At 56.9% G+C, this 17,848-nt stretch carries 16 protein-coding genes and 3 pseudogenes; 13 read left to right on the top strand and 6 right to left on the bottom strand.

The genetic code is table 11. The features are described from left to right. Positions 1-299 precede the first annotated feature (299 nt). Positions 300-558: pseudogene (locus GGD62_RS41255) on the bottom strand (hypothetical protein); the annotation flags it as partial. Between the two features lie 149 nt (positions 559-707). Next, a complete protein-coding gene (locus tag GGD62_RS38545; RefSeq protein ID WP_183714141.1) occupies positions 708-1,043 on the bottom strand; it encodes a hypothetical protein in 336 nt (111 codons plus the stop codon). Positions 1,044-1,165: 122 nt separating this feature from the next. On the opposite strand from GGD62_RS38545, the gene GGD62_RS38540 reads away from it, so the two are divergent. The 6 genes and pseudogenes from GGD62_RS38540 to GGD62_RS38515 all read left to right on the top strand — a co-directional run bounded on the left by GGD62_RS38540 (position 1,166) and on the right by GGD62_RS38515 (position 8,910). Further along, positions 1,166-1,492: a hypothetical protein gene (locus GGD62_RS38540; protein WP_183714138.1), complete on the top strand. Its 327-nt coding sequence runs from the start codon at positions 1,166-1,168 to the stop codon at positions 1,490-1,492. 1,377 nt (positions 1,493-2,869) lie between these two features. Next, a complete protein-coding gene (locus GGD62_RS38535) occupies positions 2,870-4,222 on the top strand; it encodes an RNA-directed DNA polymerase (RefSeq protein WP_183714135.1) in 1,353 nt (450 codons plus the stop codon). An 84-nt stretch (positions 4,223-4,306) separates the two neighbouring features. Continuing rightward, a pseudogene (locus GGD62_RS41250) lies at positions 4,307-4,494 on the top strand (SOS response-associated peptidase); the annotation flags it as partial. 122 nt (positions 4,495-4,616) lie between these two features. Beyond that, the gene (locus tag GGD62_RS38525) at positions 4,617-5,432 is read left to right on the top strand and encodes a hypothetical protein (RefSeq protein ID WP_183714132.1); all 816 of its coding nucleotides are present in this window, start codon (positions 4,617-4,619) and stop codon (positions 5,430-5,432) included. Further along, complete coding sequence (locus tag GGD62_RS38520; protein ID WP_183714129.1) at positions 5,408-7,189, top strand: AAA family ATPase; 1,782 nt, start codon at positions 5,408-5,410, stop codon at positions 7,187-7,189. Before GGD62_RS38525 ends, GGD62_RS38520 begins: the two co-directional genes overlap by 25 nt. Positions 7,190-7,200: 11 nt before the next feature. Then, positions 7,201-8,910: a UvrD-helicase domain-containing protein gene (locus GGD62_RS38515; RefSeq protein WP_183714126.1), complete on the top strand. Its 1,710-nt coding sequence runs from the start codon at positions 7,201-7,203 to the stop codon at positions 8,908-8,910. Between the two features lie 52 nt (positions 8,911-8,962). Here the strand turns inward: GGD62_RS38515 and GGD62_RS38510 are convergent, their stop codons facing one another. Continuing rightward, positions 8,963-9,145 (bottom strand): hypothetical protein, encoded by a 183-nt coding sequence (locus GGD62_RS38510; protein WP_183714123.1) that lies wholly within the window; start codon positions 9,143-9,145, stop codon positions 8,963-8,965. A gap of 217 nt (positions 9,146-9,362) precedes the next feature. Between GGD62_RS38510 and GGD62_RS41975 the strand changes: the two genes are divergently transcribed. The 6 genes and pseudogenes from GGD62_RS41975 to GGD62_RS38480 all read left to right on the top strand — a co-directional run bounded on the left by GGD62_RS41975 (position 9,363) and on the right by GGD62_RS38480 (position 14,350). After that, positions 9,363-9,836: a DUF4236 domain-containing protein gene (locus GGD62_RS41975; protein ID WP_409333987.1), complete on the top strand. Its 474-nt coding sequence runs from the start codon at positions 9,363-9,365 to the stop codon at positions 9,834-9,836. 26 nt (positions 9,837-9,862) lie between these two features. Further along, the gene (locus GGD62_RS38500) at positions 9,863-10,528 is read left to right on the top strand and encodes a VWA domain-containing protein (RefSeq protein WP_183714117.1); all 666 of its coding nucleotides are present in this window, start codon (positions 9,863-9,865) and stop codon (positions 10,526-10,528) included. A 1-nt stretch (position 10,529) separates the two neighbouring features. Continuing rightward, positions 10,530-11,318: a PP2C family serine/threonine-protein phosphatase gene (locus tag GGD62_RS38495; RefSeq protein ID WP_183714114.1), complete on the top strand. Its 789-nt coding sequence runs from the start codon at positions 10,530-10,532 to the stop codon at positions 11,316-11,318. Between the two features lie 2 nt (positions 11,319-11,320). Then, entirely contained in the window at positions 11,321-13,270 is a 1,950-nt protein-coding gene (locus GGD62_RS38490) for a helix-hairpin-helix domain-containing protein (RefSeq protein WP_183714111.1), read from the top strand. Next, positions 13,270-13,647: pseudogene (locus GGD62_RS38485) on the top strand (thermonuclease family protein); the annotation flags it as partial. The gene GGD62_RS38490 and the pseudogene GGD62_RS38485, both read left to right, overlap by 1 nt. Before the next feature lie 211 nt (positions 13,648-13,858). Beyond that, entirely contained in the window at positions 13,859-14,350 is a 492-nt protein-coding gene (locus tag GGD62_RS38480) for an HNH endonuclease signature motif containing protein (protein ID WP_183714108.1), read from the top strand. 36 nt (positions 14,351-14,386) lie between these two features. On the opposite strand, the gene GGD62_RS41245 is transcribed toward GGD62_RS38480, so the two are convergent. The 3 genes from GGD62_RS41245 to GGD62_RS41235 form a co-directional block, all read right to left on the bottom strand. Next, positions 14,387-15,307 carry a hypothetical protein gene (locus tag GGD62_RS41245; protein WP_246800479.1) on the bottom strand — a complete coding sequence of 307 codons (921 nt, stop codon included), beginning with the start codon at positions 15,305-15,307 and terminating at the stop codon, positions 14,387-14,389. After that, on the bottom strand, positions 15,300-15,962 hold the full coding sequence (locus GGD62_RS41240; RefSeq protein ID WP_246800478.1) for a type IIL restriction-modification enzyme MmeI: 663 nt from the start codon (positions 15,960-15,962) through the stop codon (positions 15,300-15,302). Before GGD62_RS41240 ends, GGD62_RS41245 begins: the two co-directional genes overlap by 8 nt. Positions 15,963-16,188: 226 nt before the next feature. Further along, positions 16,189-16,683: a type IIL restriction-modification enzyme MmeI gene (locus GGD62_RS41235; RefSeq protein ID WP_246800477.1), complete on the bottom strand. Its 495-nt coding sequence runs from the start codon at positions 16,681-16,683 to the stop codon at positions 16,189-16,191. A gap of 406 nt (positions 16,684-17,089) precedes the next feature. On the opposite strand from GGD62_RS41235, the gene GGD62_RS38470 reads away from it, so the two are divergent. Next, on the top strand, positions 17,090-17,836 hold the full coding sequence (locus tag GGD62_RS38470; RefSeq protein WP_183714105.1) for an abortive infection family protein: 747 nt from the start codon (positions 17,090-17,092) through the stop codon (positions 17,834-17,836). Positions 17,837-17,848: the final 12 nt, after the last annotated feature.

The following is a 17,848-nucleotide window of genomic DNA, read 5'->3' as shown; positions in this document are numbered from 1 at the left end:
TCGCGACAGTGACGACCACATAGTCGCCCCTCTTGGTGAGCCGGGATGCGCGACACATACGCCGAAACCGAATTTCGGTAAAGTGGAATATTTTTGCGCACGGTGGATTGACAGCGGCCGACACACCGACGCTCATTCCGTCATCCTGAGGTGCGAGACATGGGACGCAAGGCGTCCCATGGGGAGCCTCGAAGGATGGACGGCCACAGTCGGGCCGTCGCCCTTCGAGGCTCGCCAAAGAGGCGAGCACCTCAGGGGGACGGTGATGGAGTGCGCAATACCGGGCGAGCGGCCCCGGATTACGCTTTTCGCTCCATCCGGGCTACGGATACCCCCTTCGGCAACACCGGCGTCCCATACGCCGTCATCGTCACATCCTTCCGTTCCACGATCATCCCATAAGCCTGCGGCTGGCGGTGAACGTCGAAATTGAAGGTGGTGCGCTTGTACGAGTTGCAGAGATCGGGATCGCAGCGCGCCAGCGCGATCTCGTCGCCCGTGGTCGTGCATCTCGCGGGTGATCTCCCCTGAGGGCCCGATGATGCAACTACTGCCGATGCAGGCACAATCAAATTCCATGCCTGTGGGTATCATTGTGCAGCGGCCGGCGGCCGCGCATCACCCCCGAAAATCGTTGCGAATCTGCAACGGTTCCCCACGATCTGAAGCCGGACAAAACAAACTCCCATTCCGGCCACGAACCGCTCTCACAAGGCCGTGAGACAGCTAAGGGAACGACGATGCGTGCACAGCGCGTTTGGAAAGTGAATGGAGACGCCAGCATCGGGCAGCTCCAATCGAGACTGGACGATCTGAACAAGCGTCTCGTTCAGCTCGAAAACCAGCATCCGGAGACCTGGAAACTCGAAGAACTGCGAGCGAGCGCGCTCAGCCTGTCGCGCGAGATCGACGACATCCGCTGCGCCGAGGCGACGGCGGCATTGAGCGAGTTGCTGCGGAAGTAAGTTCGCCGATTCGCTTCTTGCGCGCAGGAACCAAGATCCGTCGCCGCCATTTCCATGCAGAGCATGGAGCACGATCATGACCAGGCATCTTACACGGGCTCATCTCGCACGCGGCATCGCCGGCGCAGTTTCCACGCTGGTCCTGTGCGCGACGGCGGCCTTCGCCTTCGCGCGCCACTTTGCGCTGTGAGGGATTTGGCATGACGTCCGATCCCGAGGAGCAGGTGAGGCTGCAAGGTTTTGGCGAGATGACGTTGCGCACGGCCATCGCGACGCTGACGGCGCTCGCGCCGCACGAGCGATCGGAGGCCGCGATCTACCGCGTGCGTGACGGCGTGCGCCTGGCGCAAAGCGAGATCGCCGAACTCGCATCAAGCTGGGATATCGAGTCCGCGCCTACCGTACGATCGCCGAGACTGGTCCCCGAGCAGCACTGGCCCGACGTCGTGCGCGGCATGGTGCGCGAGGCCCCGTTGCCGGCGCTGATGGTGGCGTTCCTGGTGGGCGTGGTGGTGGCGCGGCGGTAGGCGGGACCCCACACCTGCGGCGCGTCAGCGCCGACAACCAACAAGCCATGCCGCCGCAACAAGCGGGCCTGCCCGGCCAAATCGGCCGTGGACCCGATCCCGAAATCGTTGCAGAAAGGCGTTCCGAGGCGCCGGCGGCCGGTCCGCCAAGCCTCTGGAAAACGTCGACTTTTGGAAGAATGGTCGGAGTGGCAGGATTCGAACCTGCGACCCCTGCGTCCCGAACGTAAATAGCGGCCGAAAAGATCAATAAAAACAATGAAGTTCGCTCACGATTGACCACCTTTATCGCCGTTTGTCCGCGGGGTTTCGGTGGTCAATCGGTGGTCAGCTTTCGATCTGCTCCCACTGAAATCATCTCGGCCTATTTGACCAGTCGGGGGTTTGAGTCAGGGGGAGGGCTACCTACGTTCCCGCCGACAGGTTTCCGCCTAGCTTTTGGTGTCGGTGGCGTAAATCCCCTCATTGCGGGCGCCCCTGCCCTTCTCCCCTTGTGGGAGAAGTATCGACGCAAAAAACGTTGAGATATCAAAGGCTCGGCGGGTCAGTATCCGCCGAGTGCCTTCCAATCTTGGCTTGTTCATCTAACGCCCGGGATCGGCTCCAAGGACGAGGGCTATTCGGGCGGATCAGTTGGCCGCTTTAGGCGCTCGCGCCATTGGCGATCCTGCCGAACCAGCAGCGCGTCCCGGCGCTTCCGCTTTCTACCACCGGAACGAACGGCCTGAGCGACGACTCCGGGCCCCGGAGATACCGTTGTGGTAATGTTCGCGCCTTGAAGGTCACGAAGCTTGCTCGACGGTGACGTTCTCAGCCTTCGCGGCCTGAATGAGATTATAAATGTCCTCGCCCTTTATGCTTTTTCCGGCTCCGCAATAACGATGGTGTTGAGTAGAGGCGCGGCGTTGGCCTCGTCTTCTGCGGCAGCAGACCGACCCGTGGTGACGACTTGCTCAAGCGTGGATTTCTGAAGCACACCGCCCATCCCGGCTATGAAAGTATCTTTTAAGTAGTATTTCGCCTGTATTACAAGTTATCCTAAGAATCAGTTTTCGTCGATATACTTGTCATTCGGCCAACCGCTCACCACGAAAGAGAATACAGACATATCGCCATGAGCGCTAATACGCCTAAGGCGCGACACGCCCGCCTTCTCTCGAATGGGTTTTTCCCCCCGGAAATGCCTTCTTGTTTCTACAGCGAGCGATTCGGGGCTAACCGCGAGGCGGTTCTAAAGGCATTTAGCGCAATGCCTCGAAGAAAAAGGGCCCTCCGCACTTTCATCTATTCAAGGGCGAGCGTGCCGTTTTTCACTTTCCTCGCTTCGGCCGCGAGGACCGTAGACACGCATACATCAATCCCATCTGGTACTTTTATTTGTCAAAGGTCCTAGCCGAGAATTATGTCGGTATCCGGAAGCTCAATCGGCGTTCAAAGATTTCTATCGCGCCCGCAATATTTGACTGGGCGGGTGAACGAGCGCTCATCAGGCCCGCGTTCGACGCTCGGGATGCACAGAGGGTAACCCTAAACGCAGGGTACGAGCTACTGGCAGAGGCCGATATCGCGGCTTTCTTTCATTCGGTTTACACGCACATTATTCCGTGGGCGATCCATGGCAAAGTCCTCGCTAAGAAGAAAAAACAGGACATGACCATGTACGGGAATCTTCTCGATCTTCTCGTGCGGAACGCTCAGGACGGGCAGACTATCGGATTGCCTGTCGGTCCCGATACATCCAGGTTGCTGGCGGAAATTATTGGCACTGCTGTTGATCAAGCGCTGCAGACTGCGCTCAAGGGCAAGCGAAACTGGAGCGCAAAACAACGCGGGGGAATGCGCTTTGTAGACGACTATACCTTCGGCTGCACCTCGCGGCAGGAGGCTGAGATCATTGTCGCAGCTGTCCGTCGTTGCGTGAACGAATTTGAGCTAGAGTTGAACAACAACAAGACAAGCATTTCACCAACTGGACCTTTCTTCCCGGCGGCATGGAAAGAACACGTCAGAAGCCTTCTCCCGGGCTCCAATGCTGATAGAGGCAGCCTTCTTCAGTATTTCTACGGCATAGAGGTGGCGGTTCGGGCCCACCCGGAAGCCAACGTCCAGAAATTCGCTATTCAGAACGCCCGTCGCCTTTTCTTGGAATGCGGGGAATGGCGGCTTATTGAAGATTATCTGCTCTCCAGCTACCGGCAGAACTCTACTGTTCTTCCTATCATGCTCGAAGTCCTAATTTTGCGACATCTTGATAGGAAAGATGTCGGTGTTGAGCGCGTCGGAGCTTTTGTGGCAGCGCGAATTCCGACGCTCACACGTTTGCAGAAGCGTGGCGAAATCTGCTGGCTCCTATTTCTTTGTATCTGCCTAAAGGCGCCCATTCGGGCGGCGGCAATCTCGGAGCTGTTTGATGTGGAAGACAGTGCGATTGCCATCCTGATTAGCGACGCCAAACGTCTTGGCCTCATTCAGGGGGGCATCGACCAATCATTGTGGGACCGCAGCCTAACGGCGGATGGCCTCCGAAGTTCAATGTGGCTCTATTCTTATGAAAGCGCCCTGAAGAACCTAAACTCCAGCGGATCGAAGGCTCATGTTACAGCTGATCCGTATTTTGGGCCCATGCTAGCACTCGACGTCGAGTTCTACAGGTCCGGCTCATCCCATATGAACCGCAATGCATTGCTCGCACGGCTACGGCTAGAGCGGGCGCGGCAACAAATCCAATAAGCTGCGGTGGAAGAGGACCTGGCGGAGGAGTTCGACGAGTTTGATGCGGAGGTCGAGGAGGCTGACGAGAGAAGACGATTTTTATTGACGACCGCGCCGAACGCGATCGTCAAGCCGATCCACTCGAAGGCCATGCCCGTGGTTCTGACGAACGATGATGTCTGGATGCGGGCGCCATGGATGAGGCAAAGGCGCTGCGGCGGCCATTGCCAGATGATGCGTTAAAGATCGTGATGCGCGGGGCCGACAAAGAAGACCGCGCGGTCGCCTAAACCAGAAGGAGCGTGCCATTTCAAAGGTTGTCCCATCCCAAGTGGTCACATTGATTGATCGCGTCTACCCGTTGGCTAAGTCTACGCCCAGCATGACGGTGTACTCAGGAGATGCAGCGATATTGGCTTCGATCATCAACCTCGTGGACGATATTCCAGTCGAGCTCCTGACTATAAGCGGCGACGACTACACCGGCCTCGTGGTTGGTCTTGAATCGATGGGTGCAGCCATCGAGCGTTGGAATTTCAGGGGTGGGGACGATCCGCCTCGCACTCTCGACGGTAAGAGTCCGGTTCACTTGGTCCGAGACGCTCTGAGTAAATGCCCGGATGAACGACCCGCACCAACCACGACAGAGTTGGTATTCATCATTGACGACTCCCTACGGGAAAGCATACGTCTCGACATCAGCAGCGCTTTCGATGCACTTCATCGAAGCGACTTCAAGGCCGCCACAGTTCTAGCAGGCGCAGCAATTGAAGCGCTCCTTTTGGCCGCAGTGCAAGCCGGTGGCCACACGAGTCCTCCTTCCGGAATGAAAAATAAGCCAAGGGGCGGACCAGAAACATGGGATCTCGCGCAATTCATCGAGGCGGCGACACTACTTGGCTTGATAAAGCCAGAAACTGGCGAACAGGCGGGTCGAGCCAAAAATTTTCGGAATCTGATTCACCCCGGACGGGCGCAGCGGTTGAGCGAGTCATGCGATAGAGGTACAGCCCTCGCGGCGCTCGCGGGCGTCGAATTGGTATCCCGCGATCTACAGCCGTTATCAAAGAAACCATCGAATTGTGCGCCGCACTCAATCCACGTGCAAAAAAAACACGTGAAAGTGGTGATGCATGGCAATAACCCGCAGACATTCAATTGTCAGACTGGTATCGTCCCCATGCACGCAACGCGGGGGACACAGTGCGGCTTACACGTGTTTATATAGAGAATTTTCGCGGCATTCGACAGGCATCAATCGATTTCTCCGGAACGACGGTCCTACTCGGTGACAACAACACCGGCAAATCTACTGTTCTCGAAGCTATAGAACTGGCCATTGGCCCTGATCGGCTGGCCCGCGTCCAAGCCATTGATGAGCACGACTTCCACGGTGGTGATTATCTTTCGATCGAAGGCCAGCCACAAAAGCACATTGTCATCGAGGTCATAATCGCGGGCCTGGACGAACACCTGTCAACGCGGTTTCGAAACAACATTGAGTTTTGGCGTCAGATAGACCGCACCCTCGTTGGCCCTGGCCAAGGAGCGATGATCGGTCAGCCCGGCATCGAACCCGCAGTTCGTATTCGGTTCGTGGGCACCTACGACGCAGAAAACGATGATTTCAGTGCAAAGACTTGGTTCGCCGTGCCGCGTCAAGACGATGGCACGCCGATCAGCGAATGCCGATCTTCCGACAAGCGTGAGTTTGGCTTTCTCCACTTGCGCGCCCTTCGCACCGGGAGTCGCGCCCTGTCAATGGAACGCGGTTCACTCCTCGACGTAATCCTAAAGACCTATGAAGTCCGCACGCAAATGTGGGAGGGCCTGCTCCATCGGCTCCGGGACCTCGATGTCGTCGGCGATAGCGATCCGGAGTTTGGCCGCATCCTCACTGCGATTCGCGATGCAATGCGCGACATCGTCACAGGCGAATGGGCAGACGCTCCACATCTTCGGGTATCGGAACTTACGCGAGAGGATTTGCGTCGAGTTCTGAAATCTTTTCTTGCAACGGGCGTAGCTGGCTATGGGGCGCCCTTCCAGCACCAAGGAAGTGGCACGATCAACGCCTTGGTACTGGCAATGCTCGGGCTCATCGCGCAACGACGAAATGGGCGCGTCATTTTTGCCATGGAAGAGCCTGAACTGTCGCTTCCGCCGCACGTACAGAAACGAGTTGTGGACAAGGTGCGAAGTCTTGCTTCGCAGGCGTTGTTCACATCCCATTCGCCTTACGTAATTGAACAGTTTCCGCCGGAACAGATGACAGTGCTCAATCGCGACCCTCACGGCGTCTTGACGGCCACGAGTATAAAGTTGCCGGAGAATCTGAAACTCAAGGTGTTTCGGGACGGATTCCGCACCCGCTTCTGCGAAGCTTTGCTCTCGCGACGAGTGATCGTCGTAGAAGGTAAGACCGAGTTGATTGCCTATAGCGCGGTTGCGCGACGGGCCGCTGAACTTGATCCAGTGAATTTCAGTCGGCTCGATGCGTTAGGCTGGGTACCGTTTGATGCCGGTGGCCAAGGTGCCGTTGCGCCATTCCTCACTTTTTTCAGGGGGCTCGGAAAGACGGTAGCCGCAATTTTTGATCAGCAGGAGCCAGCGGGGCGTCAGGCGATCGAAGCCGCTTGTCAGGCAACTTTTGAACAGCCCTATGCGGGTTTTGAAGCGTTGCTTGCCGCCGAGTTTCACATAAGCATGCAAGCTTGGTGCGTTAAATCCTTCGTGGCCGCAGGTGAATGGCCGATATCTTTGAATAACTTGTTGCCTCCACCGAATTCACCTGACGAGGCGTACGCCGCCCCCTTCCTAGCCTTGTTCAAGCATAAGAAGGGTGATGACTATCTGACAATCTTCCTCGGGCAGTGCCAAATAGGCCAATTCCCGCCGACGATGATCAGAGTCATTACCTCCCTAAAGAACATGATTGCCGCGCCGGCTCCGGCTCAGGCGGTCCAGCCCAACTTCTTACTCTGACTCTGACCAGCATGGTCTTGGTTCTGTGCGAGCAAAGACAAGCCCTACTGCGGACTGGCGGCAACATCCTCGTTAGGGGCGGTGCCGGTTCAGGAAAAACGACCATTGCACTCGCCAAGGCGTGCGCCGACTTGCAGGCTCAGCGGCTCGACCCAGACGGCAAAGCACTATTTTTGAGTTTTGCACGAGCCACAATCGCCCGCGTCGCCGAGCGAGCGACTGCGACCATCCCACGGGCGCTAATGTCGCGGATCGAGATCAACACCTACCACGGTTTTGCTTGGACAGTTCTTAGAAGTCACGGATATCTGCTCTGCGCCAAACCCGGAGTGTCTCTCCTTTTGCCAGCGCAGGCACGAAGTCGTCTGGCGGGAACGGAGGGCGACGCACGGGTGGCGTTGCAACGCCAACTATTCGAGCGCGAGGGGTTGATTGCCTTCGATCTCTTTCCGACTCTTTTGACAGAGCTTTTCGAGCGAGCCCCCTCATTGGCGGCGGCTTATGGGCGCGCCTATCCCTTGATCATTGTCGACGAATTCCAGGACACGAATGCCGACGAGTGGCGCATGATTTCACGCCTTGGCCGCCAGAGTCGTCTGATCGCGCTCGGTGACCCAAAGCAGAGGATTTACGATTTCAAAGGTGCCGATCCTCGTCGCTTTGATGAGTTTATCGCGACCTTCAACCCCACGCCATTTGATTTCCGAGGAGAAAATAATCGCAGCGCTGGAACGGCCATCCCCAACTTTGCAGATGACATTATCACTGGTGAGTTCACAGCCGCAGACTATGCCGGGGTCACCATATTGCGATATCGAGGCAGGAGCCTACGACGACTCAAGCAACATGTACTTCGAATGGTGGCACGCCTGCGCCGCAATCCGGAATGGTCGCTTGCGATTCTAGTTCCGACCAATGCGCTCGCTGTGAACGTGTTTGATTACATGGCGGCGACTGATCATGGCTTGCCGAGTTACCCTGTTGACATCGTTGTCGCTGCCGAGGGGCCGATGCTGGCGGCAAACCTTATCGCCCTGCTGATGGAACCGGAAGGCAATCGGGATGAGTGTGCTGCCAACATCCTGCATGGGCTAGCGGCTTTTGAACTCGGTCGCATAGAGGAGGCTTCCGATAGCAGCATCAGAAGGGCCGTACGATATCGTACGCTAGCAGCGGCTACTCGGACGCGTGGACTCGCGGCGCTGGGGACGCGCGGGATTGGGCCCGGGGTACAGGCCCTCGTTGATGGAGTGTCGGCAGTTAGCCTGACCGGCGATCCCATAGCTGATTGGCGGACCCTACGAGCGCTGTTCAGTGCGAGCGATCGAGCCGAATTAGTAGCTATTGGGAGAGAAGCGCGACATATGCGCCTACTTCGGCGTGGCGCACAGATCGAGTCTCGCCTTGCGGACGCGTGGCGAACTCATGGCGCTTACCGAGACGCACGGGTGCTTCTCGCTGCCGCTCTCACGGAGGACCAGTTTGCAGCCACAAGCCGGTCACATCGAGGCGCAACAGTTATGACAATTCACAAAGCAAAAGGAAAGGAGTTTGATGAAGTAGTGGTCTTCGAGGGAACGTTTCAGCGCTACATGCCTCGCAGAGGCGGCGACGCCGAACGGTCGGCTAGATTCAACTTGCACGTGGCGGTGACTCGCGCCCGGGAGGCGGTGACCGTAATGACGCCATTGGAAGACCCGTGCCGCCTATTGCCAACATAGCGATGCGCAGGAATTAGCTCGACCGCCTAGCATCTTTAAGGACGGCCTTGACCTAGGTGATCGCCCTTTGTGTATCGGGATGATCGAGATCGATGCTGCGCAATTCATCCAGCAGGATGCGCATCAGATCGAGGGCATCGGCGAAGGCAGGTACGGCATCGGGACATAGGACGTGCACGGCCGTGACGAAGGTAACAAGGGTCGGATTGTAGTTGTGCCCGAACTCTGCCAGCATGTCGTAGGAAAGTCGTGTCCGCCGTGGCCGCCTTCTAGCCCGACCCATTTGGGTTCGGACTGGAATTCCCGCAAGCGGCACCCAGCAGGCCAAGATCGTCGCATTGTTCGACTTTGGTCGAAACTCATTAGATCAGGGCGAAATTGTTTCGGCCTGAGCTGGATGTCCGTGATTTTCCGGATATCGCCTTTTGAGCACCAAACCTTTAGACCGGAGTATGCATGGGCGCAAAACCGATCAACACCCCTTTCGGTTGCAGGCGGCGTCAAGTTGGGTAAATATCCGCGGTGGGCTAGGGGGCATCATGGGTTTGCGCTTTCGTCGTTCGATCCGGCTGCTGCCCGGAGTTCGTTGGAATTCCGGCCTGAGGAGCACTAGCCTGTCAATTGGCGGGCGCGGATTTCGCTACACGTTCGGCACGAAAGGGGCGCGGGCCAGCGTGGGCCTCCCAGGCACGGGATTATCTTGGTCCCAAGCGGCGCCCACTCCGGCTCAACTTGTGCAGCAAGTTCGACCTACATCGAAGGGCCGTAAGCTCTGGCTGCCATTGATCGTGTTCGTGAGCGCAATCTACCTCGCCTACGCATCGACACGATCGGCCACGACGGCGCCACCGTCGCAACGGCCAGCAGCTCAGACCGCCCCACAACCACCTTCCCTGCCAACCACACCAAGTAGACCGGCGCAATAACCCCAAGCAAAAAAGCGAGAGAGAAAATGTCCGTATTTGAACAGATGCCGTTTGGTTCGACGGAATTCGCCGAAAATCCGGAGCCGCGGTGTCCGTGCTTGCTGCTCCTTGATACGTCGCATTCCATGAGCGGTAGCCCGATCGCGCAGCTCAACCAAGGCATACAGGCGTTCAAGGATGAACTCGCCACCGATGCCCTTGCGATGAAGCGCGTTGAAATTGCGGTGGTGACCTTTGGCCCAGTTGCCACGCTGAATGACTTTCAAACTCCCGATCACTTTTACCCAACAGAATTGATAACGAGCGGGGACACCCCACTGGGTGAGGCCATTGAGACCGGCTTGAATCTGCTTAGGCAGCGCAAGGATGCCTATAAGGCGAACGCCATTAGCTACTACCGACCTTGGGTATTCTTGATCACCGATGGTGCGCCGACCGATGATTGGCGCCGTGCCGCAGAACTAGTGAAAGAGGGCGAGAAGAACGGGGCATTTTCATTCTTTCCCATCGCGGTCAAAGGCGCCGACGTAAGCGTGCTCAAACAGCTATCAGTGCGAGAACCTATCCGTCTGGATGGCCTCAAGTTCCGAGAATTGTTTTCGTGGCTGTCCTCATCACTCAGCCGAGTTTCGCAATCTCAAATGGGAACCAAGGTGGCACTACCTCCGCCATCTGGCTGGGCAGAGGTCTGAGATGCAGGCGTGGCGCATCGCCGCCGCATCTGCGATCGGCACGTCCCATGTCGCGTCGGACACCAAGTGCCAGGACGCGCATGGCGTTGGTGTGTTTGATGCGTCGGGTGAACACATCCTCACCCTAGTCGTTTCGGACGGCGCAGGCAGCGCAAAGCATTCAGAGATGGGAGCGAAATGCGCGGTCTCCACTGTCCGACGCGAAATCGATAGGTACTTCGATCAATCCGGGACTTTTGAAGAACTTACTCGCGAAGTGGCAGCTTCCTGGCTCGGCAAAGTACAACAGGCTCTCGGCGAAGAAGCAGAGCGACTTGGCGAGCCAATCAAGGAGTTCGCTTGCACGCTCCTTTTTGCCATTGTCGGGGACGAACACGCTGCCTTCTTTCAGATAGGCGATGGGGCGATAGTCGCTTCAGACGGCCTCGCCGACGGATTTTCTTACGTGTTCTGGCCCCAGCATGGCGAGTTTGCGAATACAACGAACTTTGTAATCTCGAACGACGCTTTCGATGTGTTTGAGTTCGAGATAAATCACCGACCCGGATTGAAGGAGGTGGCCCTTTTTTCAGACGGTCTGGAAAATCTGGTTCTGCACCATGCGACCAAGACGGTGCATGAGGCATTCTTTTCAACCATGTTCCAGCCCGTGCGAGCGTGCAAATCTCTCGACGAGAGCAGGCAGCTAACGCCCGATCTTCAGCGGTATCTCATGTCGCCGAAGGTCTGTGACCGGACCGACGATGACAAATCCCTGATACTTGCGACCAGAATGCCAGTCGAGGCCTGAGCATGTCCGTTCAATCTAATCAAGAGATGCTGGATGCATCCGGCAGTGTAATTCGCATCGGCAAGCTAATCGGTCAGGGCGGCGAAGGTGCGGTCTACGAGGTCGTTGCCGCAGCAAATCGCGTGGCGAAGATTTATCACAAAGCAATCTCGCCAAAACGTGCTCGGAAAATCGAGGTTATGGCCTCGCTCTACAGTGACGTCATTGCTAAGGTTGCCGCTTGGCCGACCGGTCTCCTGATCACGAAAGCGAGGCAACCGATCGGCCTACTTATGCCAAGATCGGTCGGTGGCAAGGACATACACAAGCTTTACAGTCCCAAGAGCCGCCGCTCAGAATTCGTCCGAGCCGATCTCCGCTTTTTGGTTCGCGTGGCTGCGAACACTGCGCGGGCCTTTGGCGCTGTTCACCAACTCGGCTGCGTAATCGGCGACGTAAATCACGGCAGTGTCTTGGTCGGCCAGGATGCGACCGTCCAATTGATTGATTGCGATAGCTTCCAAGTGCGCTCAGGCGGCGACGTTTTTGGATGTGAAGTCGGGGTCGAGACGTTTACGCCTCCGGAGCTTCAAGGCATCAGCCTTAATGGCGTCGTTCGAACAGCAAACCATGATGCCTTTGGCCTAGCAGTACTGACCTTCCTTTTGCTTTTCATGGGGCGCCATCCGTTTGCAGGCCGCTATCTCGGCTCCGGTGATATGTCGATTGCACAAGCGATTAAGGAGAGACGATTTGCCTATGGCGTGAGGCGCGCCGAACTATTGATGGACCGGCCGCCCCACACGCCAGATCTCCAAGTGATGGGCGGCAGTGTGGCGCAGCTATTTGAAAGAGCATTTGATAGGGGAAGCTCTGCGCGGCCATCGCCGAACGAATGGGTCACCGCGCTGAGTGATCTTGAGAAGAATCTCAAGCAATGTACGAACAATCAATCGCACTGGCACCTGCGAGGGATATCCTGCCCTTGGTGTTCGATGGAGGCCGCAACGGGAATTCAGCTTTTCCCGTTGGTGCATGCCGATCCGATATCGGGAACGATCGACCTCAACTCGCTGTGGAGCCAAATCGAGGCGCAAACTAGCCCCGGGCCTGTACCAGAAATTTCGGTCTCTCCACAGCCGGCTGCCAGTCAGGACGCGATCGAGGTTGGTCGCTCTGCCCAGCGCGCCAAAATTGCAGGGCTTAGCGTAGGCGCAATCTTTGCCTTGTTGGCACTCGTGGGCGGCTTCCCCGCACCAGCACCATTCTTCCTGTTTGTTGCAGCGGTCGCATCTTTCTTTCTAATCCGCAATCTGGCGGATCGAACAACCAACGCGCAAAGCTATGAAACAGCGTATCAAGCTGCTTCGGCCAATTGGTCGAACACTGAGCGGGAGTGGCAGGAACGCACACGTGCCACTGCTTTCGACAGAAAGAAAAACGAACTTGTCGCTGTGAAGGAGCAATTGAGACACCTGCCGGATGTCCTCAATCAACGAATGCAACAGTTGAGTAAGGATCAACGCAGGATCCAGCTAGAGAAGCATCTCGACCGCTTCGAGATTGAAGAGGCCAATATCGATGGGATTGGAAAAGGCCGAAAGCAGACCTTGGCTTCTTATGGCATAGAGACCGCAGCCGATGTGGATCGCTCCAAGCTTCACGGTGTACCCGGTTTTGGTCCAAAGCTCACCAACGCTCTCATGTCTTGGCGCGACAATCTCGCCTCTCGTTTCACCTTTGATCCCACGCGGGGGCCAGATCGTGCCGATGTTGCGAAGGTCCACAGTGATATCGCTTTGCTAAGGAGGACTCTGGAGCAGAACCTCGTCAATGGGCTATCCGAACTACAGCAAATACGATCTCAGGTGATGAACACCCGCACACAATTCATCGAGCCAGTTCGGTCGGTTTATCGCGAGTATCTTCAGGCAAAAGCTGATCGCGCGGCTGCGCTGGGTGAACGGCACTGATGTCAAGATTGTTCATGCTCATCGCGGCGCTTGTATTTTTGTGGTGCAGCCCTGATGCGTCAGCCGACGGCTTGACCGGTCAGGCAAGCATAATCGATGGCGACACGCTTGAAATTCACGGCACGCGCATACGGCTGTCCGGCATCGATGCGCCGGAAAGCTCGCAGCTTTGCCGAGGCGAGGACAGCCTGCAATACAGATGCGGTACCAAAGCAGCGAATGAACTGGATCGGTTCATTAACGGCCGTTCAGTTAGCTGCGTCCCTGTTACGCTGGATCGATACGGTCGAACCGTCGCCGCCTGCGCGGTTGGGGGTGTCGACCTTGGCGATTGGTTGGTCCGCAGTGGCTTTGCGCTGGATTGGCCTCAGTATTCTAAGGGTAAATATGGCGACGCTCAAAGCGATGCCGAGCGTGTGGGGCGCGGGCTATGGGCGGGCAGCTATGTCGAGCCATGGCGGTATCGTGATTGCATGAGGCTTGGCGGGCGGCCTGCTGACCTGTTCCGACGATGCCAAAGCCCACCCTTGAGTGAGGTTGACCGCAACCTATCCTCTGCAGGTTGCACCAAGCAGGGAGCATTTTCTGATGAAGTACGTTCTTCTCGCATTTATTTTCATGTCCACGCCAACGTTTGCTTGCTCGTTCGATACCGATTGCCAGCCCGGCAGCCAGTGCCTGAAGGCGTCCGGAAGCATCTATGGCGTATGTGCCGGCGGACTATCTCCGGGCAACTCCAACGATCGGCAACCGGTGCGCGCGCCGCTTGATGTCAATCGCACCTACGGGAACACGTGCTCGTTTGATACCGATTGTGGTCCGGGAAGTCGTTGCGTGAAGGGCTCGTCAATCCACGCGAGCCCCGCTAATGCAGTCGGCTGCGACCATCCCGAATCGCGCGATCACATCGCTGGCCAGTTTCGTACGGGAATGTGCTGGGAGAGGTATCGGCAATGGGAAGTCGATCACATCAGGCCGTTGTCGTCGGCGCGAACAATGAGCGAATTGATTTCGCTATGCCACTTCAGCAATCTCCAACCCTTGCGGCGAAGCGAGAACCTAAGAAAGGGCGGGGCCTAGTGCCCCGTCCTCAAACACGCGTCCGCATCTGTCTATTCATCTCGGTAGGAAGTACCTCTTCTGGCCCTCGTGCTCGCCTGTCCGGGCAAGACCTGTTGCAACAAGGGTATCCAAGACCTCCGCTATGCGTTCACGACGTCGGCTTGTGTTCCTGCCGTCAAGTATACCGGCGATGACATCCGGCGCGGCTGGAGAAGGCGCTTTTGCCAAAAGGTCACGCACCAACCTGATTTGCTCCAGGCCGTCGGTCGGCCATTTGGGACGTTCCAAAATATCTGGCAGTGTGACATCCAGCGTGCCGGCGTGCTCTTCGACTGCCACGGGGACTTTGATGCCCAACTTTCCAGACTGGTATTCGGGGCGGAGCCAGCGCACAAGGCCCTGCTTCTCTTCCGCCGCTCGCTCGTGATTGAGCAAAGTAAGCCGACTTAGAAGTTCATCCTCGGCCATCGCTTGCTCGGAACTTTTGTGTGGCAAGGGTAGCGTCGCTCCGGGCCTCCCGACCAATGAAGGGATCAGATCTTCCCATCCGTATGCAGCCAAGACGGTCCGATCAATGTCATCGTGTATTTGTTTCAGTATAGAAATAAGCCCCGCTTGGTGAACGTCGCGCTCAACATCAGTGAGCGGCGGCAACTCGTCATCGTTCTCAAGTTCTCGCAGGCGCTCAAGCACGTTGTACATGTCCGTCATCGTTAGGAAGTCGTGCTCCGCCAGCCGCTCTTTTCGGAAGGTATCAAGCCGCTCACCGAGCGCGCGCAATTGCTCGGCGATAGCCGGATTCAAAGATGGGAACGGGAAGCAATTGAACGTATCTGAGTGCTGGTAAACTGGATCATTACCAACTCCCTGGCGTCCACCGCGCGCGATTGCAAAGGCGATGTGAACCCTTGAGCTCAGTACACTTAGCGCTTCCGGTTGTGACAGCGTTATCGCTACAACTTTAGTGTCAGGCAACACGTTTCCATCTAGGAAGATGAACGCGCGATGTTTCGCTGTACGGCAAGTCGCAATGTAGCGTCGCTGGCCGCGCAACGCCTGCCGCATTGCCGGTGCCGCACGCCGGATCTAGTACTCGGGTCGTACAAAGCCTGCGGTGGAATTTAAGTACGGTGGCTAAAGCTCCCCGATGATTCCCTTGGTCTCTCAGCTCGGTCACCTGCCCCTGAACCAACTCCCAGTCGGATCGCAGAGGCTCAATGATCGTAGGCACGACAAGACGCTCAACGTAGGTGCGAGGCGTATAGTGCGCCCCTAACTTCGAGCGCTCACGCGGGTCCAGAGCGCGCTCAAGCAGCGTACCAAAGATCGCCGGCTCGACATTCGACCAATCCTTACTAGCAGCAATCCACAATTCGTTGATGTCCTCCCTGTCTAGTGGAAATGCCGATCTTTTCTTGAACAGCGAGCCGTTGAACTTCGTCAGAGTGACATTGAGGTGCGGAGCATAACCACCTTGGTCCATCACTGCCCAGAGGCTTTCCAGCGCTGCAACGAAGTGCTTGGGCGTGTCTCTCATTTGCCCGAGCAGCTTATGAAACCCCTTCTCGGGTATGAGCTGCGCGTCCTCCGCGAACATGGTGAATAGGCAGCGCATCAAGAACTCTGCCACGTCCTTAGCGTCGTACTTCTCTTCCTACCGCTTTGCTATCTTGGCGAGACGCTCGGCAATGTCCCTCGTGACCTCTGCAGAAATTCGCGTTGGATCGAGTGACCGAGGGTCGCTCCAGATTGCCTGCAAGCGCGCTTGAACGTTCGGATCGCGCAAATCGTCCATGCTGATCCTGTACGATTGCCGGTCAGGGAAGTGCGCGTAATTTTTCCCTTGGCCGGAGAAGTCAGCATAGACTTCGACCACATGACCTACGTCCACGACCAGTAGAAATGGTGGGTAACCGTGCTCGAGTAGGCAGCGCGCGAGCATAATCCTCTGCCTGCTTGCGAGCAGCAAGCATCACCTGGTCCCAACCGCGTGTCCCACGCAGAGCGTGTCCTGACTTGAATTGCTGTTCGTCTTCACCAAGAAGCAACAGTTGGTCAGCCGCGAGCCTGGCTTTTTGGCGCTTCCGAGATTGCTTTGCTTCGAGCACGAAGCTGTTCTTGCGATAGCAATCTATAAAGCCGGAGGTGGTGGTTCCATCCGGATGCTTGAAGTCAATGCGCCGCTCGAACACGTAGTCATTTAGGGAGTTCTCCTCGCTAGCGAGATCGGGGCCGGGCAGGCCGAGCGCACCGCACAACCACTCAATAAAAAGCTGATAGTTAGCTCTCTCCGCCCCTCCGGACGCACTCGCCGCAGCGATCAATGCTTCTAGCTTCGTACCGTCAATCACCTGTTGCCCCATATTCGCAAGGTATTCGCAACCACATCCCCATAGCAATAAGTTGCTTCCACGTCGCAGCGATTCTCAATCGGATTCTAATCCAATCATCTAAAGGTAGACGAAAGTCGGAGCGACAACTATCATCCTCGGCTGGGAGGGATACAAGGAATGCAGGGGCCAATCTTCGACGCGATACCCGTAACTTACCGGGGCCTTCTCGCGGATCAGCATCTCGTTGACGCTCAACAGTTCGGCAAGTCGCTTATTGGGGCGACTAAGCTCGCTAACAGCGTTTGTCATGAGATATTTCACGAAGAGATCACCCATGATCCGCGCGGCAACTGCCCCTGTTGTCCCGCCCCCAAAGCAATTGGCCGGGCGGCATTGACCCGAACGCGGCGAAAGCGAGCACGTAATGTCAGAATATCCCACCACACCCCTCGAACAGGCGAAGATGCTAGAGAACATTCTCGTCAGCGCCTGTGAAGGCCCCGTAGCTGACACCGGCATGTATCAGCACATCCGTGCCGAGCTGATGCAAGACACCACGTTGCGCCCCTTGTTGCCTGAGTTCGTGCGCACCTGCCGCGACCTGAAGCACTTCTGGGGATACATCAAAGACTTCGCGCCGAAGTGGGAGCCGCGCCGTGTGCACGTCCGTGACGGCATGACACCGCTGTTCGATCACATTGAAGGAACGCACAGATCGCCGGTCGATACTGTAGCATCCGATGTCTTGCAGAAATTCGACGCCGATGGTGTCCACGTCGTTTGGGAGAAGGCGCTCGCACGTCGGCATACCGATCCTGACGGCGCAATCACCAGTGCACGTACGCTGCTGGAAACGGTCTGCAAGCGTATCCTCGATGAGGCGGGCGAAACGTATTCGGACAAAGAAGACCTGCCCGCGCTCTATAAGGCAGTGGCGACGAAATTGCAGATTGCTCCAAGCCAGCACACCGAAGATGCGTTCAAGCGTATCCTTGGCGGCGCAACGAGCGTTGTCGAAGGCTTGGGCTCACTGCGCAACAAGATCGGTGATGCACACGGTCAGGGCGGGAAGCCGGTTCGACCATCTGCACGTCATGCCCAACTCGCGGTGAACCTTGCCGGTGCGATGGCAACATTTTTGGTGGATACATGGGCGGTAAGAAGTCAATAAAAACTGTCGGGA

The organism is Bradyrhizobium sp. ERR14, assembly GCF_014198235.1.
In the GTDB taxonomy this organism is placed as follows: Bacteria; Pseudomonadota; Alphaproteobacteria; order Rhizobiales; family Xanthobacteraceae; genus Bradyrhizobium.
Note: the sequence above shows the minus strand (reverse complement) of the source record. Positions and strands in the feature narration are given on the sequence as shown.

Excerpts from the sequence above, each read along its gene's own strand:
- GGD62_RS38545 (WP_183714141.1), bottom strand. The coding sequence starts at position 1,043 with ATGATCGTGCTCCATGCTCTGCATGGAAATGGCGGCGACGGATCTTGG.
- GGD62_RS38540 (WP_183714138.1), top strand. The coding sequence starts at position 1,166 with ATGACGTCCGATCCCGAGGAGCAGGTGAGGCTGCAAGGTTTTGGCGAG.
- GGD62_RS38515 (WP_183714126.1), top strand. The coding sequence starts at position 7,201 with ATGGTCTTGGTTCTGTGCGAGCAAAGACAAGCCCTACTGCGGACTGGC.
- GGD62_RS38510 (WP_183714123.1), bottom strand. The coding sequence starts at position 9,145 with ATGCTGGCAGAGTTCGGGCACAACTACAATCCGACCCTTGTTACCTTC.
- GGD62_RS41975 (WP_409333987.1), top strand. The coding sequence starts at position 9,363 with ATGCATGGGCGCAAAACCGATCAACACCCCTTTCGGTTGCAGGCGGCG.
- GGD62_RS38500 (WP_183714117.1), top strand. The coding sequence starts at position 9,863 with ATGTCCGTATTTGAACAGATGCCGTTTGGTTCGACGGAATTCGCCGAA.
- GGD62_RS38495 (WP_183714114.1), top strand. The coding sequence starts at position 10,530 with ATGCAGGCGTGGCGCATCGCCGCCGCATCTGCGATCGGCACGTCCCAT.
- GGD62_RS38490 (WP_183714111.1), top strand. The coding sequence starts at position 11,321 with ATGTCCGTTCAATCTAATCAAGAGATGCTGGATGCATCCGGCAGTGTA.
- GGD62_RS38480 (WP_183714108.1), top strand. The coding sequence starts at position 13,859 with ATGAAGTACGTTCTTCTCGCATTTATTTTCATGTCCACGCCAACGTTT.
- GGD62_RS38470 (WP_183714105.1), top strand. The coding sequence starts at position 17,090 with ATGTCAGAATATCCCACCACACCCCTCGAACAGGCGAAGATGCTAGAG.